The 15,873-nt window shown below is 42.5% G+C and carries 9 protein-coding genes and 3 tRNA genes; 4 read left to right on the top strand and 8 right to left on the bottom strand.

Annotated elements, in window-relative coordinates; all coding sequences use genetic code 11:
* Window positions 1-111: 111 nt before the first annotated feature.
* The 5 genes from rmf to rlmKL all read right to left on the bottom strand — a co-directional run bounded on the left by rmf (window position 112) and on the right by rlmKL (window position 6,669).
* Window positions 112-288: a ribosome modulation factor gene (gene rmf / locus JMA39_RS11580; RefSeq protein ID WP_202722028.1), complete on the bottom strand. Its 177-nt coding sequence runs from the start codon at window positions 286-288 to the stop codon at window positions 112-114.
* Window positions 289-485: 197 nt separating this feature from the next.
* Window positions 486-2,357 carry a DUF3466 family protein gene (locus JMA39_RS11575; RefSeq protein ID WP_202722027.1) on the bottom strand — a complete coding sequence of 624 codons (1,872 nt, stop codon included), beginning with the start codon at window positions 2,355-2,357 and terminating at the stop codon, window positions 486-488.
* 29 nt (window positions 2,358-2,386) lie between these two features.
* Window positions 2,387-4,306 (bottom strand): ABC transporter ATP-binding protein, encoded by a 1,920-nt coding sequence (locus JMA39_RS11570; RefSeq protein ID WP_202722026.1) that lies wholly within the window; start codon window positions 4,304-4,306, stop codon window positions 2,387-2,389.
* 1 nt (window position 4,307) lies between these two features.
* Window positions 4,308-4,544 (bottom strand): glutaredoxin family protein, encoded by a 237-nt coding sequence (locus JMA39_RS11565; protein ID WP_202722025.1) that lies wholly within the window; start codon window positions 4,542-4,544, stop codon window positions 4,308-4,310.
* Window positions 4,534-6,669 carry a bifunctional 23S rRNA (guanine(2069)-N(7))-methyltransferase RlmK/23S rRNA (guanine(2445)-N(2))-methyltransferase RlmL gene (gene rlmKL, locus JMA39_RS11560; protein ID WP_202722024.1) on the bottom strand — a complete coding sequence of 712 codons (2,136 nt, stop codon included), beginning with the start codon at window positions 6,667-6,669 and terminating at the stop codon, window positions 4,534-4,536. The genes JMA39_RS11565 and rlmKL overlap by 11 nt, the downstream gene beginning before the upstream one ends.
* Before the next feature lie 415 nt (window positions 6,670-7,084).
* Here rlmKL and JMA39_RS11555 point away from each other — a divergent pair.
* From JMA39_RS11555 to JMA39_RS11540, 4 genes are all read left to right on the top strand, one after another.
* Window positions 7,085-7,161 (top strand) — tRNA-Met (locus tag JMA39_RS11555).
* 184 nt (window positions 7,162-7,345) lie between these two features.
* Window positions 7,346-7,422, top strand: a tRNA-Met gene (locus JMA39_RS11550).
* Between the two features lie 40 nt (window positions 7,423-7,462).
* A tRNA-Met gene (locus JMA39_RS11545) sits at window positions 7,463-7,539 on the top strand.
* Between the two features lie 598 nt (window positions 7,540-8,137).
* Entirely contained in the window at window positions 8,138-8,743 is a 606-nt protein-coding gene (locus tag JMA39_RS11540) for a peptidylprolyl isomerase (protein WP_202722023.1), read from the top strand.
* Window positions 8,744-9,121: 378 nt separating this feature from the next.
* Here JMA39_RS11540 and JMA39_RS11535 read toward each other — a convergent pair whose 3' ends face one another.
* The 3 genes from JMA39_RS11535 to JMA39_RS11525 form a co-directional block, all read right to left on the bottom strand.
* On the bottom strand, window positions 9,122-9,661 hold the full coding sequence (locus JMA39_RS11535) for a cell division protein ZapC (RefSeq protein ID WP_202722022.1): 540 nt from the start codon (window positions 9,659-9,661) through the stop codon (window positions 9,122-9,124).
* A 173-nt stretch (window positions 9,662-9,834) separates the two neighbouring features.
* Entirely contained in the window at window positions 9,835-10,854 is a 1,020-nt protein-coding gene (pyrD, locus tag JMA39_RS11530) for a quinone-dependent dihydroorotate dehydrogenase (protein ID WP_202722021.1), read from the bottom strand.
* A 60-nt stretch (window positions 10,855-10,914) separates the two neighbouring features.
* A complete protein-coding gene (locus JMA39_RS11525) occupies window positions 10,915-15,759 on the bottom strand; it encodes an NAD-glutamate dehydrogenase (RefSeq protein ID WP_202722020.1) in 4,845 nt (1,614 codons plus the stop codon).
* Window positions 15,760-15,873: the final 114 nt, after the last annotated feature.

The raw sequence follows: 15,873 nt of genomic DNA, 5'->3' as shown, positions 1-15,873 counted from the left end.
AATGAAACACTAGCTAATGCTATAAAAATGCCCTCTTTATCCTAGAGGGCAAAATAGTTTCTCAATGATTCTTTACTTCAAGAACCCTTTCTTAAAATAAGGTGCTGAGCCTTACTTATTAAATAAGCCACTCAGTCTGCCATCAACGCCTTCACGCCATCCTCCCAGCCATTGCGATTTTGAATCAAGTGTCGAATATGGACATATCTCCTTCGACCGGCCGCCAATTCCTGCTTGAAAGCCTTTAGAAAAAGCTCTATCTAATCGATCTCTTTTTTGTCTTTTCATGCAAGCATCCTCTTTGAGATAACAAAAGAAGCTAACGCTTCACCACCATAAATAATGCTTTTTAAACTCGAGATCAATCCCTAAAAACCGCTCAAATGACGGTTAAATTTTAACCTATTGAGAAGTATTACAAATTTATTTCAAAAAAAATCGAGGCCTATAGCCTCGATTTATACTGCGTAAATAATCTATCGTGCTTATTTAGCTCGACGTCTAAACCATAGTAGTGGTAAAGCTAGCAACCATGCAAAACTCGCCGCACCTTTACGCTTATAGTTATCATTATTATCGTCATCATCTTTAACCGTACAAGCTTCTGCACCTGCAGCTGCAGGCTGTAGCACAACCATACGAGGTAAGAAAGAGGTTACTGGGTCGCCATAACCGTTAATCTCGAAGAATGGTAACCCATTATCACCAATCACCAAGTTACCATCCTCATCAAACTTATATGATGGCTTACGAATTAAGGCGGTACCCACTATAGTTCCATCTTCGTTGATGCTGTTGCCCTCAACGACAATGATCTCGCTCTTATAGGTTAATGTCTTGCCCGAACCATCTTGTACTTTAACTAAGTGGCGCTCCCAATTTCCTTCAGCATTTTTCGCATACCCTTTCGACTCACAGGTCAATAAGTTATTTACATTGCTAAACTCATCGGTCGGTAGATCATAGAGAAAAGCCGCTTTAGGGCGAGGCTTCTCTTTATCGTGAGTCGTCTCAATATAACCAACAACTTGCCCTTGGTTATTAATATCGCGCGCGCGGCTGCTCAAGTCCGATAGGTTGTTATAGAAGTCATTAGGCGTAACCAGCGGCGTTTCAGGGCTGTTAGTATCGAAATAGAAGAACTTATCTCTTCTATAGCCATTAATGTACTTATTGTAACTACCGACTAAGATGCCATTGTCATTAATATCATAAGCAATCGATGAGTAAACATCTCTTGCTTCGTCAACATCTACCCAATTGTACTCATACTTTCCATCAGCCCCTTTAGTCCAGTAGGCTGCATCGTAATACAATCTGTCTTTGTCATTTTTGCGATAGACATAAGAGCGGCCAGCAACGACCCCGTCACTATTGATTCCTAGACCTTGAGCACTATAAACGTTGTCATTGGTCACCTCTAAGCCTAACGGAAGTTCTGTCGCCGTTACGCCACCAGCTTCATATTGCCAAACATAACCACGGATCTGATACTGAATTTCACTGTAGCCATATCGGTTTGGAAACTGCTTTCCTTGTATACAGATCTCTTGCGGCGCGGTTTCACTATCCTTTTCAACACATGAGTTAATAATGTTTGCACTATTATCGCTGATATCTGTACTAGCATAACCCGCAACTAAACCGCTAGCGTTAACCGCTGCGGCACTTGAGAAACCACCAACATTGATAATTTGCTCACCGGACTCGCCTTCCTTATAGATATATTCGCTGTAAGGAGGGATTAAAGGAATTTCAGCATCGGTCCCGGATTTAACAAAGCCACGCTGCTCGTAATCACGGTAATACCAAAACTCCTGAGTCTCACTACTACCATCATACTTAACTGTTTTCTCAGGTGCAGTCATCGCACCAACTTTAAGACCGCTGTCATTAATGTCATAGAAAAAAGTATCGACCGAGTTAACCGTGGCCTCATCTTCTGGAAAGGTTGGCGCTGTGGTGCCATTGACACTTTCAAACGTAGGGATCCACGCATTACCAACTGAAGTAAAAGTGAAGTTGTTAGCGATGATAGGAAGATCAACAGAATAGCTGATCGTTTCAGAATCCGCGACTCCGTCTTCGATGTCGATCACACCATCGTCATCTTCTGACACTGTCAGTTTCTTTTTACCTTTCGCTGCACCGACCGCCTCATTATTCACATTAACAGCCATGCCGTAGCCGTTACGAGTATTGGCTATCGTACCATTAAGGTCGTAGGTACCGCTCTGTACATTAGGGTAGCCATCAATATTAACAATTTCATAAACAGGTGCCGCTTGCACACCTTGAAGTACGCTTAATACACCAACAGCTACTAACGATAAGGTTTTATCCAACTTAAACTTCATTAACTCGCTTCCTATTTCTTATTTTTAGCTTACTTCAATGACTCGAGCTCTTCCCATCGCTCAAAGCAACTTTCAAGCTGGCTTTCCTTATCGGACAATGCTTTCAAGTTTTCATTCACTATTTTTTGCTCCTGAGCATAAAACTCAGGTGAACTCACAACAGTCTGCAGCTGTTCAATTTCCTGCTCTAGCTGCTCCATTAAGGCAGGTAAAGACTCTAATTCACGTTGCAACTTGTACGAAAGCTTCTTCTCAGCTTTAGCTACTTTCGGTTGTTCAACGGCTTTTGGCTCGCTCACTGGAGCTTGGACAGCTTTTACCTCTTGAGGTTCCTCAGAATAAAATCTAGCGCCTTGAGAAACCGCATCTTGATAGCCACCAACATACTCACTCCAACCACCGTTTCCAGTAAACCACCAGCTACTGGTTACTGTATTGTCAATAAATGCACGATCGTGACTTACTAGTAACAGTGTGCCTTTATAATCGGCAAGCAATGACTCTAACAACTCCAATGTTTCAATATCAAGGTCGTTTGTTGGTTCGTCGAGAATAATTAAGTTTGCCGGTCTTAGCAATAAACGCGCTAACAGCAGACGATTCTTTTCACCACCTGACAATGCCTTAACCGGCGTTCTTGCACGCATAGGAGAGAACAGAAAGTCTTGTAAGTAGCTCAAAATATGACGATCTTGGCCATTGATAGTTACTGTCTTCTTACCTTCGCCAACGTTATCTTCGACGGTTTTCTCTGGATCTAACGCTTCGCGATATTGGTCAAAGTAGGCAATTTCAAGTTTAGTACCCACTTTGACACTACCCGATTGCGCCTCTAATTGACCAATAAGCAATTTAACCAGTGTCGATTTACCACAACCGTTAGGGCCGATTAGCGCGATACGATCGCCACGCATTACCGTTGAACTAAAGTTCTTAACTAGGTTCTTCTCTGGTAAATTGTACTCAAGGTTCTCGATATCAAAGACTAACTTACCCGAACGCTCAGTGTCGGCAACCGCCATCTTGGCACCGCCTTGACGGTTAAGACGCGCCATACGCTCAACCCTAAGCTCTTTAAGTGCGCGCACGCGCCCTTCGTTACGGGTACGACGTGCTTTAACCCCTTGACGGATCCAAGCCTCTTCCTCTGCTAACTTTTTATCGAAGTGAGCATTTTGCTCAGCTTCCACTCGAAGCCATTCGGCTTTACCATCTAGGTAAGCTTGATAATTCCCCGGCCAAGAGGTGACCACACCGCGATCTAAATCGACGATTCGAGTCGCCATGCGTTGAATGAAACCACGATCGTGGCTGACAAACACAATAGCGCCGCGATAGCTTAATAAGAATTGCTCTAACCATTCAATTGTGTCGATATCTAAATGGTTGGTTGGCTCATCGAGTAGTAAAAGATCTGGGTCGCTGACTAATGAGCGTGCCAAGGCAACCTTACGCTGCCAACCACCCGACAGTTCGGACAAAGGCGCATCAGCATCAAGGCCTAGCAACTCACAGTTTTGACTAATACGGTTATCTAACTGCCACCCATTAAGGTGGTCGATATCTTCTTGCAAACGTTCCATCTGCTTAAGCATTCGCTCCATCTCATCTGGAGAAGCGGTGCCAATATCATGAGAAAGCTGATGGTAACGCTCTAACTTTTCACCGACCTCTTTCAAGCCAGCGGCGATATACGCATAAACAGTGCCTTGCTCCGCCTTAGGTGGATCTTGCTGCAGACGGCTCACTTTAACGTCGGTGGCGATATTAAACTCACCCTCATCCAGTAATACGTCTCCGCTTAAAACTTTCATCAGGCTAGACTTACCGGCACCATTACGACCAACGATACAAACACGCTCGCCAGGTTCAATAGTAAAATCGGCATTTTGTAATAATGGGGTATAGCCGTAGGCTAAAGAGCCGTTATTAATACGTACAAGACTCAACTTACGCTCCTAAAAATTCTTCTAATGCTTCGAGATCAAACGGCCAATTTAGTTCACTTTGGGAATCGACAATTTTGACGACCGGGATTCGAATGCCATATTGCTCAGCTAAATTATCATCATCACAGATATCCAAAGCATCAAAGGTGACGCCGGCCTGCATGAGTAAATCAGCTGCTAATTCACACAGATGACACGCATCTGTGTGATATAAAATAACTGAGGCGTTAGCCTGCATGGGTGATTAACCATGTGTTGTGAATATGCGGATTGCGCTTGTAATCCAGTGGCAGTGTTTGGTTATCAATATTTTTAACCGACATACCTTGTGCTTCTAACTCCGCGATTTCCATCTTAAATTTGCGCTTATTGTTAGAGAAAATGATTTCCCCACCAGGATTCAGAAGCTTGAACACATCGCTTAGCATGGCAACGTGATCGCGCTGCACATCAAATGAGTCTTCCATACGCTTCGAGTTTGAGAAGGTCGGCGGATCGATAAAAATCAGGTCAAATCTATCATGAGTGCGCTTCATCCACTGCAAACAGTTAGCCTGTACAAACTGATATTTATCGCTGTTTAGGCCATTTAATGCAAAGTTCTCTTTTGCCCAATCGATATAGGTATTAGACATATCAACGGTAGTGACAGACTTAGCTCCACCAAGCGCCGCATGTACAGATGCAGAACCGGTATAAGAGAACAGGTTACATACGCTGCGCCCCTTTGACTTCTCGCCCACTAACTTACGTGTTAAACGGTGATCCAAAAACAGGCCTGTATCTAGATACTCTTTCAGGTTGAGCTTAAACTTAGCGCCATATTCTGTCGTAATAAGTTCAAGCTTGCTTGCAACCAACTTCTCATATTGATTCGTGCCCTTCTTACGCTCACGGGTCTTCAAAATAATATGATTCGGGTCGATACCAATTGCGCTAGGTAGTGAGATCAATACGTCAGTTAATCTACGTTTGGTCACCGCTTCAGGGATCTCTGATGGTGCTGAATACTCTTGGATCACAACATAATCGAGGTACTTATCAATCGCTACGTTATATTCAGGTATATCTGCATCATATAAACGGTAGCTATCGATGCCCTCTTTCTTAGCCCACTTCTCTAACTGCTTAAAATTCTTTTTAATACGGTTAGCAAAAGGCACGGCGATATCACTGACATCCCCTTCAATCTTGATGTTTGCAGGATCGACACGACGGGTATTTTCTGCATGCACAGTATAAAGGTTAAACGCACACTCTAAAGCGCCATTATTCATCTTCATCTGCTTATCAGCTTTAAGCTTCAACGCAGATAAAAGTTCGATATCGCTATTTAAGATAGCAATGTTCCAACCGCCAAACTCAGCTTTAAACTTATCACCTAGCTGGTAATACAGTTGAAGTAGAGAAGTCACATTACCTAAACGTTCACCGTATGGTGGGTTCGAAATTAAATATCCCGTCTCTACAGGAACTTTGACATCAAGTGCATTACAGACACTAAAGTCGATTAGCTCAAGTACACCGGCATTTTCAGCGTTACGTTTTGCTAGCGCAACCAGTCTAGAATCAATATCTGAGCCAAAGAACTTGATGCCACAACGTGTTTTACCGATAGACGCACGCGCACGGGCTTCGTTTAATAGTTCTTGCCAAACTTTTTTGTTATGGGGTAACCAATGGTCAAAGCCAAAACGCTCACGATGGATGCCCGGCGCGATATCACAAGCCATCATCGCAGCTTCAATCAAAATCGTGCCGCTACCACAGAACGGGTCTAGCAGATCTGTTGGAGTAGCCTGCCAACCACTACGAACTAACATATTAGCTGCAAGATTTTCTTTAAGTGGCGCCTCACCAGTAGTTGAGCGATAACCACGTTTGTGCAGTGCTGGGCCAGAAAAATTGAAGCCGATAGTGATCTCACCACGTCTAAAATGGGCATCAATTCTAAAATCAGCATCCACTCTTTCAACGTTTGGACGAGAAAAGTCATCGTCTCTAAAACGGTCAACAATCGCATCTTTGATTTTTAATGCACCGAACTGGGTGTTCTTAATGAAACCACCTAAGCCATGAAAATCGATGCTGAAGGTACTGCGATTGGAAAACTGCATCTGCCAGTCAATACCATAAGCCGCATTGTAAAGTTGCTCAGGTGATTCACAAGGACCTTTATAAATGACGAAAATGATTCTGCTCGCCAAACGCGACCACAGCGTAATACGATAGCCAAGCTCTAACGAGGCCGAAAAATAAACCCCAGCAACACTTTCTTTAATTTCAGAAGCGCCAAGCTCGGCAAGCTCAAGTGATAACGCGTATTCATAGCCCCGTGGAGCTGCAGCAAAAAAATTTAACATTGATTGATAGTCGACACACAGTAAAAATTAGTTGGACATTATACCTGTTAGCGCCGTTAAATGATAAAAGTTATTGGCTAAAGCTCAATTTAAAACCAACAATAGTGATTTCGATGCCAACAAATCATTAAGCGAATAAAAAACACCCATGTAAATGATTAATTCTAAAAGTTTCTTGCAATGAGCCTAAGCCATCGCTATAGTTCGCCACCTCTTCGGGGCAGACGCTGAGTACTAAGTCTGTTTAACTCCCTTGAGGTTTAAATTCGGATGCGGGATGGAGCAGTATAAAAGCTACTCGGACTCAACTATTTATAAAACATGGCGAAGGTCGTTGCCCTGCTATTATAGAAAGTAATCCAGCTGTCGAAACCACTTCCTTATGATGAAGTAAAACTAATAAATACAATTCGGACGCGGGATGGAGCAGTTTGGTAGCTCGTCGGGCTCATAACCCGAAGGTCGTTGGTTCAAATCCAGCTCCCGCAACCACTTCCTTATAATGAAGTAAAACTAATAAATACAATTCGGACGTGGGATGGAGCAGTATAAAAGCTACTCGGACTCAACTATTTATAAAACATGGCGAAGGTCGTTGCCCTGCTATTATAGAAAGTAATCCAGCTGTCGAAACCACTTCCTTATGATGAAGTAAAACTAATAATTACAATTCAGACGCGGGATGGAGCAGTTTGGTAGCTCGTCGGGCTCATAACCCGAAGGTCGTTGGTTCAAATCCAGCTCCCGCAACCACTTCCTTATAATGAAGTAAAACTAATAATTACAATTCGGACGCGGGATGGAGCAGTTTGGTAGCTCGTCGGGCTCATAACCCGAAGGTCGTTGGTTCAAATCCAGCTCCCGCAACCACTTTTACTTTATGTGCTAAAGCAGCGATATGTAGGCCAGCGAAAGCTGGTTTTTTTGTACCTAAAACTTATGTTTACACCCCTTCCCCCCTTACACCCCATTGCTCCCATAAAAACTACGACTCTGAACTGCTTATTGTGCACTAACTGCGATTCTAGCTTTATAAAAAGTAACACTACTTTCGTAATCACTTCCTTACCGATGAAAGAAAGCTGAAAATACAATTCATACGCTCGATAAAGTCGTCTGTTAGCTCGTCGTGTTCAACTCTTTAATAATGTATAGCGAAGGTCGCTTCCCTTGTTGCAACCACTTTTACTTTACATGATAAAGCAGCGACATCTAGGCCAACGAAAGCTGATTTTTTATACCTTAAATTCACAATTTTTCTCTTGAGCCGATGTTTTACTTCAAAAATAACTCCAGCAGCTGAAGAATATAAAGACAACTCAAAGCTGCGACAGTTTGTAACCATTAGTACTATCTTATTGATCCAATTTCCAAAGTTGCTAAAATCGCAACCACACATAAATGCAACATAAATTCAACACAAGCAAAACTTACAACACTTTGTTGACGTCCTAATAGAGAGAACAAAATGAATAAAGCAATCCCTCTCCTACTATGTTTTAGTTTAGCCGCTTGTGGTGGCAGTGATAGTGAAAATACTGCAATACTTCCACCACCAGCTCAGGCCCCAGATTTACAAGCTGATGTCTGTTACCTGATGTCGACGACTATGGGCGATATGACCCTAGCTATCGACCTAACGAATATGCCTATTACGGGAAATAATTTTAAAAACTATGTCGCTGATGGCTTCTATAACGACACTTTGTTTCATCGCACCATTAATAACTTTGTCATTCAAGGGGGCGGATTCACTAGTGGGTTAGTGTTAAAACCAGGAAATGAACCAATCACTAACGAAGCAGTTGTTGGGATTAGTAATAAACGTGGCACGTTAGCGATGGCTAGAACCAATGATCCTCACTCTGCCACCTCTCAGTTTTTCATCAATATATTAGACAATCCTCAGCTTGATGCTTCGAGTTCTAGTTATGGCTATGCAGTATTTGGCAAAGTCTTACAGGGTATGGATATAGTCGATCAGATAAGTATCGTTGATACCAATAGCGATGATTTACCAAAGACAGAGGTTATTATTAATTCAGTCACCGAAGCAAGCTGCTCGATTAATTAATAGCCAAGAAATCTATAATCGCGTCATATTAAGCATGACGCGATATTAATTTCTTATAATTAGCGAGAACCCACGCAACACTCGCTGCTCATTTATCGAACAACAATGAGTGAATAAACCCTACCATAGGTTCACCTAAGTCTTATCATTATCCATTAAGAACAAAATTTCATTGAAAGAAAAATGATTCGTCGTTCTCTTATAACTTAACTCATATAACTTAAGAATGGGAAATAAAGTGGTGAATAACAAAAAAGTCGAGCGTGCTATGGACAATTATTAACGAAAAGCTGTTAGAGCGTTCAGAAATGAGAAATGCATGACCCTAGCCTAATTACAGCACTAAAAAGCACTGAATTGCGTTATGTAGTATGAATTTTAGGCTGCGTGGAACTGTTGCTGAGTCTGAACTGATAAAGGTGCCAATCTATCGTGCATCACTTTGATCGTCTCAAACTGCTTTAAAGATTTAGAATCTGTTAAACGACACTCAGTGGACATTATCATGACTAAAGACGCTTGTAATCCAGACTCGATGACCATAGCAAGTACAGTGTGCTCACTTGTTGTCAGCTGAAATAGTTTACCTACTTCGCTATACACACATTGATTTGACGTTTTAAAAAACCAAGACTTAGGCATTTGAGGTTTTAATAAAAAATGGGCAACGGTTGCATTCAAAGCTATTTGAACAATGAGTGCATCGTTCAATGAAAGAGTTTTTGATAAACGGTCAACCAGATCGATATAGAACTTAGCATGCTCGACACTAAACTCCATTGTTTCTTTGGCATCAGGTATTAGGGACTTCAACTTGTAAGGTGACAAAAACTCCATGTCATCCCCTAATGAAACACTTAATACACCATATGTTTCATTATATCCCCATTGCCAATCCCTTTTTGGCATTAATAACATAACGTTTACCTTTATTTAGATACAATTGAATAATAGATGATTATTTCATCAATATCAAAATAAATTTTGTTCGAGATGATATTTAATTTACTAATAAAAACGATCATTAAGATCCAATTAAGATCCAAATGATCGTTTTACGATCTAAATATTAAGCTTAGATCTAAACAGACTTATTTAATTCTGTATGCTTCGACGATATCTTTAATTAACTTTGGCCCTTGATAAATAAAGCCAGTATATATTTGCACCATTTCAGCACCTGCATCTAATTTATCTAGCGCGTCTTCAGCACAGTTAATACCGCCCACACCGATAATAGGAAGCTGGCCCTTCAAACAATCAGCAAGTTGTTTAATAACCATTGTTGATAATGCATTCAATGGCTTACCACTAAGACCGCCCGCTTCATTAGCATTCAGTAACCCACTGACACCATCACGAGTTAAGGTAGTGTTAGTCGCAATTGCCGCATCAAATTCGCTTCGAATTAACGCTTCTGCTATTTTTTCAATCTCTTCACTAGAAAGGTCTGGCGCGATTTTTAGAGCAATTGGAACGTACTTGCCGTGCTTTTCAGCAAGCTCTTTCTGCTTCTGCTTAAGTGATCCAAGTAGATCATCTAATAGATCGCCGTATTGCAGCGATCGCAAACCAGGTGTGTTTGGTGATGAGATATTGACTGCAATATAAGCTGCATAAGGGTAAACCTTGTCCATACAGATCAAGTAATCATCTTTACCCTGCTCTACTGGTGTGTCTTTATTCTTACCAATATTGACACCCACCATCGCATTCGACTTGACAGCTTTTAGATTGGCAACAAGGTTGTCTACACCTTTATTGTTAAAGCCCATACGATTAATAATTGCCTTAGCAGGCTTAAGTCTAAAGCAGCGCGGCTGCTCATTACCTGGCTGAGGGCGCGGCGTGACGGTACCGACTTCAATATGACCGAAACCCATTGCATGGAAAGCATCGATACACTCACCATCTTTATCCATGCCTGCAGCAAGACCAACAGGATTTGGAAAAGTTAGACCCATCATAGTAACTGGGGCTGGCTTTATGTTTTGCGCATAAAAGCAATTTAAAGGTGAATTACCAGTAGATTTTAAACTGCCGATAGCGAAATTATGGGCCAGTTCTGGATCCATCTGAAACATGAACTTTTGTGCGATTTTATAAAACATGTTTTCTCCTAGACCGAAAAAAGCCCCGGCATCTGCCAGGGCTTCTGATTTATAATCAGATTACTTTTGTCCTTCACAATGAAGGATTAAAAGATTAAGTTCACGTAAGGCTACAGAGAACTTTGCAAACTCATGGCTTTGCGAAGTCTTAAAGTCAGCGAGCATATGGAACCAACGTTCCAATAGGCTTTGATTTGACTCAATCCATTCTGAAATGATCTTATTCGCATCACAGCTTTCGGTACAGGTTCTCAATACCACAGAACTAAGCGCACGCTGCTGCCAATCAAGCTCTTCTCTAAAGGCTGCTCTAGCAAGGGCTTGCCAGTGGTTCGAAACAGGTTGAGCACTAATTTGCTCTAGGAACCAATGCAAATCAACACTTGCTCCAAGCTTAAAGTATGTTTCGGCCACTAACGGAACTGGCTTGCTTTCAAGATCACAGATTTGGGCAATATCCAGCGCAGAGAATAAGGTACTCACATTTGCCACAACCATGGCAACATCTTCAGGTACACCTTCATTAATCAACGCATTCGATTCAGCACGAATACCTTCGACTTCTTCGTTAACCATGTATTGGTGAACGCTTGCCTTCAACTCATCAAATACGGGTTTGAAGAACTCAATCGTCTGTTCGATATTCAAGTTACGATTACGATGACGCAAGAACCAACGACTCGCGCGGCGAATATTACGGCGTAGCTGATGCAGCATCTCACACTGTACAACAGCAGGAATGACACCGTTCAAATCTGTAATTGATTTAGTTAAATCTGCTAAACCAAACACTTCGCGTGCCATAGTATAACAAATGGCAGCTTCCGCTACTGAGGCACCTGTCTCATCTTGCATACGTTGAACGAAATTAAGTCCCATATCATTGACCAACTCATTGGCCAAAGAAGTGGCAATAATTTCACCTCTCAGTGGATGCGATGCCATACTTTCGATGTACTTTTCCTGCAACTGCTTAGGGAAATACTCGATTAATAGCTGACTCAAGAAGCTGTCTTCGGTGATCTCTGAAGTTAATAGCTGCTCCTTTAACACCATCTTGGCGTAAGCAACTAAAACTGACAGCTCAGGGCGAGTTAATGATTTACCGTTAACTAAACGGTCGGCCAACTCATCTTCATTGGGTAAGAACTCAAGCGCTCTATCTAGCTTGCCTTCTTTTTCCAAGTGATGAATAAAACGAATCTGCTCTTTTAACTGCTCTGCACCGCGTACTTGAGTCACTGAAATCGTTCTAGTTTGATCTTTACAGTCCTGCAGTACAATACGGCTCACTTCATCGGTCATCTCTTCAAGCAAACGGTTACGCTGTTTAAGCGTCATCTCACCATCAGCGACCAAGGCATTAAGCAAAATCTTAATGTTAACTTCGTTATCAGAGCAATCTACACCACCAACGTTGTCAACAAAGTCAGTATTCATGCGGCCGCCATTCGCACAGTATTCGATACGACCTAATTGGGTGCAACCTAAGTTTCCACCTTCACCGATAATTTTGGCCTTAACTTCATTACCATTAACACGGATAGCATCGTTGGCGCGGTCACCCACTTCAGCGTGAGACTCGCTTGTCGCCTTAACATAGGTACCAATACCACCGTTCCAGATAAGATCGACCTGCATCTTAAGTAACTCTTTAAGTAACTCAAGTGGCGTCATCGAAGCTTTCTGACTCCCCAACATCTTCTTCATCTCTGCAGACAATGGAATTGACTTAGCAGAACGTAAGAAAATGCCGCCGCCTTTGGAGATAAGCTCTTGGTTGTAGTCTTCCCAGCTTGAACGCGGCAGTGCAAACAAACGCTCACGCTCTGCATAACTGGTGGCAGCATCTGGATTTGGATCGATAAAGATATGCATATGGTTAAATGCAGCGACTAAACGCGTATGCTGAGACAGCAACATACCATTACCAAACACGTCACCAGCCATATCACCGATGGCTAAACAGGTGAAATCGGTTGTTTGGCAGTTAATCCCCATTTCACGGAAATGACGCTTAACCGATTCCCAAGCACCACGCGCGGTAATACCCATCTTCTTATGGTCATAACCGTTGCTACCGCCTGATGCAAACGCATCACCTAACCAGAAGTTATATTCGATGGCAATTTCGTTGGCAATATCAGAGAAAGTTGCCGTCCCTTTATCGGCGGCAACCACGAGATAAGGATCATCCTCATCGTGCCTAACAACATTATCTGGGGCAATCACTTCGCCATTAATAATGTTATCGCTGATATCGAGTAAACCACGAATAAATAAGCGGTAACATTCTTGTCCTTCGGCAAAGAATGCCTCACGACCACCGTCAGTTGGAAGCTGCTTACAGACGAAGCCACCTTTTGCACCAACAGGTACAATAACCGTATTCTTAACTTGTTGCGCCTTAACTAAGCCTAGCACTTCGGTGCGGAAATCCTCACGTCGGTCAGACCAGCGCAAACCACCACGAGCGACTTTGCCACCACGAAGATGAACACCTTCAACACGTGGCGAGTAAACAAAGATTTCGTACTTAGGCAGCGGCTTTGGCATCTCAGGGATCATAGCGGGTTCAAACTTGAACGAGATATATGATTTTGGTAGGCCAGCTTCGGCAAGCTGATAGAAGTTAGTACGGTTAGTCGCGTTAATTAGATCGAGATAGCGGCGAATAATACGGTCATCATCTAAGCTAGAAACATCATCTAAACGTAGATTAATCTGCTCAATAAACTTGTTCAACGTACGCGTTTTCAACTTAGGGTTGAACTTGCGAATGTACATTTTAACTAGCAAATCAGCAATTTGAGGGTAACTTGCGAAAGTCTCTTCAATGTAGGCTTGGCTAAATGTAGAGTCTATTTGACGCATATACTTAGCGTAAGCACGAAGTACCGATACTTCACGTCCGGTAAGACCTGTGGAGAGTACTAAGCGGTTAAAGCCGTCATCTTCTAACTCTTTCTTCCATACATGAGACAGAGCAGTCTGAAAACGTTCTTGGCTATCGGCCAAATCATCAGAGGCGACCCCCTGAGTTGTCATCAAGAAGTCTAAGATCCAGTATGTTGCACCATCGACGGTTTTAACTTCATAAGGTCTTTCATTAATCACTCGCAAACCGAAGTTTTCAAGCATAGGCAGTACATCTGAAAGATGGATAGGTTCATCTTTGTGGAATAACTTAAGACGTACCTTGTTGTCGTTTAGTGCCGTTTCCTGTGGCTGATAGAACAACATACCCAACTTATGATCGTCATCAAGCTCTTCAAGGTGCTGAATGTCCACGACGGCAGAGCTTGGTAGTACATCTTCTTTGTAACTACGTGGGAATGCATCTACATAGCGCTTAATCAGGCTGTTACCTAACTCTTCACCTTGAGCACTAAACACCGCGCTTGCTAACTTGTCTTCCCAAGAGCGGGCCGCTTCGGTCAAATTATTCTCAATCGCTGCCACATCTACGTCCATATTATTATTGTCAACTTTGATGATGTAATGCGTTCTTGCCAAAGTAGACTCTGAGAAATAAGTAGTGAACTCCACATCTTCACTACTATTAAAATGCTGCGCAAGAATACGCTGAGTGTCTTCGCGTAACTTAGTGTTATATCTATCTTTTGATACATAGACTAAGCATGAGAAGAAGCGCCCAAAGCCATCTTTACGAACAAACAGTTTTAGTTTGTCACGATCTTGCATCTCTAGTACGCCGTGAGCGATTGAGGCAAGTTGTTCGACACTGGCTTGGATTAATTCATCACGAGGTAGCGTCTCAAGAATATGCATTAAGGCTTTATAGTCGTGTGAACGCGGTGCTAAACCTGAACGGTCCAATACGCGCTGAACTTTTTGTGCTAAAAGTGGGATTTCACGCGGGCTACGATTATATAGGTTGGATGCATACAAACCGATAAATCTGTCTTCACCAATCACATTACCCTGTTCATCGAAGCGTTTAACACCTATGTAATCGACATAAGCTGGACGGTGAACGCGACTTTTCTCACTACTCTTAGTCAGCACTAATAGGCTGTTATCTAACGCCTCTTTACGTGCATTTTCAGAGAAGTTAGAAAGCAGTAAACCTGTTTCAGTTTTCGATTTTGTCGATTTACTCATCAAGCCTAAGCTGGTCGACTTATCTGCAACGAGTTCTAAGTCACCTTCGACTTTATGTAAGTCGTACCGGCGGTAACCGAGCAATGTCAGGTGGTGATCATTGAGGTAGGAGAGGAAGTTTCTCGCTTCGTTTAGCTCTTCCTTTGTACCAGGGTAAGGGCGGGTTTCTAACTCTGCAATTGTCTCGCCAAGCTTAGCTGACATCGCTTCCCAATCATTAACCGCGGCGCCAACATCGGCAATGACCGACTCAATCTCTATGGTGAGCGCCTTAATATCGTCATCACTACTTTGACGGTCAATCTCAATTAAAAATACCGCAACTTTATCGACGTTTTCTTGTTGTTCTGGACTGTAGCTTACATGGGTTACCACACCGTCTTTACGCTCAATAGCCATCGGCGTATGCAGCATCATATGTGCGGTAATCCCTAAACGGTTAATAGCCATTCCGACCGAATCAACTAAGAAAGGCATATCTGGCTGAATGATTTCGATAATTGAGTGGCTTGACTGCCAGCCATGTTTTGACTGACTAGGATTAAATACTCTGATATGACCTTCCCCGACGGCGGTCTTATTCAGCGCATTCCATTGACTCAAAACAGCGCCATAAAGGTCACTGTCATTACGCGCATTAAGATCATCTTTCGACATATGCGCATAGAGGCAGGTGGCAAATTGTTCTACTTGTTTAGCTTGTGAATTGGGTACTTTAGAGTGAATTAGGTTGACTACGTTTTCGAGCAGTACTGAAGGCATTGCATCTTTCAAGGCCATGTTGCTATTTCCTTAGGGGCTATGGCAGCGCTTTTTAATTTTTATGGATGCTTCGTAAACCGACCTGAGCCTATTTCTGTGACCTAGGTCATAGCGCGAAGTTTATTACTAAAT

The organism is Shewanella schlegeliana (genome assembly GCF_016765635.1).
Lineage (GTDB): Bacteria > Pseudomonadota > Gammaproteobacteria > Enterobacterales > Shewanellaceae > Shewanella > Shewanella schlegeliana.
This window is presented reverse-complemented; position numbering and strand designations above follow the sequence as displayed.

Coding starts and splice junctions, on each gene's coding strand:
- rmf (WP_202722028.1), bottom strand. CDS start 288: ATGAAAAGACAAAAAAGAGATCGATTAGATAGAGCTTTTTCTAAAGGC.
- JMA39_RS11575 (WP_202722027.1), bottom strand. CDS start 2,357: ATGAAGTTTAAGTTGGATAAAACCTTATCGTTAGTAGCTGTTGGTGTA.
- JMA39_RS11565 (WP_202722025.1), bottom strand. CDS start 4,544: ATGCAGGCTAACGCCTCAGTTATTTTATATCACACAGATGCGTGTCAT.
- rlmKL (WP_202722024.1), bottom strand. CDS start 6,669: ATGTTAAATTTTTTTGCTGCAGCTCCACGGGGCTATGAATACGCGTTA.
- JMA39_RS11540 (WP_202722023.1), top strand. CDS start 8,138: ATGAATAAAGCAATCCCTCTCCTACTATGTTTTAGTTTAGCCGCTTGT.
- JMA39_RS11535 (WP_202722022.1), bottom strand. CDS start 9,661: ATGTTATTAATGCCAAAAAGGGATTGGCAATGGGGATATAATGAAACA.
- pyrD (WP_202722021.1), bottom strand. CDS start 10,854: ATGTTTTATAAAATCGCACAAAAGTTCATGTTTCAGATGGATCCAGAA.
- JMA39_RS11525 (WP_202722020.1), bottom strand. CDS start 15,759: ATGGCCTTGAAAGATGCAATGCCTTCAGTACTGCTCGAAAACGTAGTC.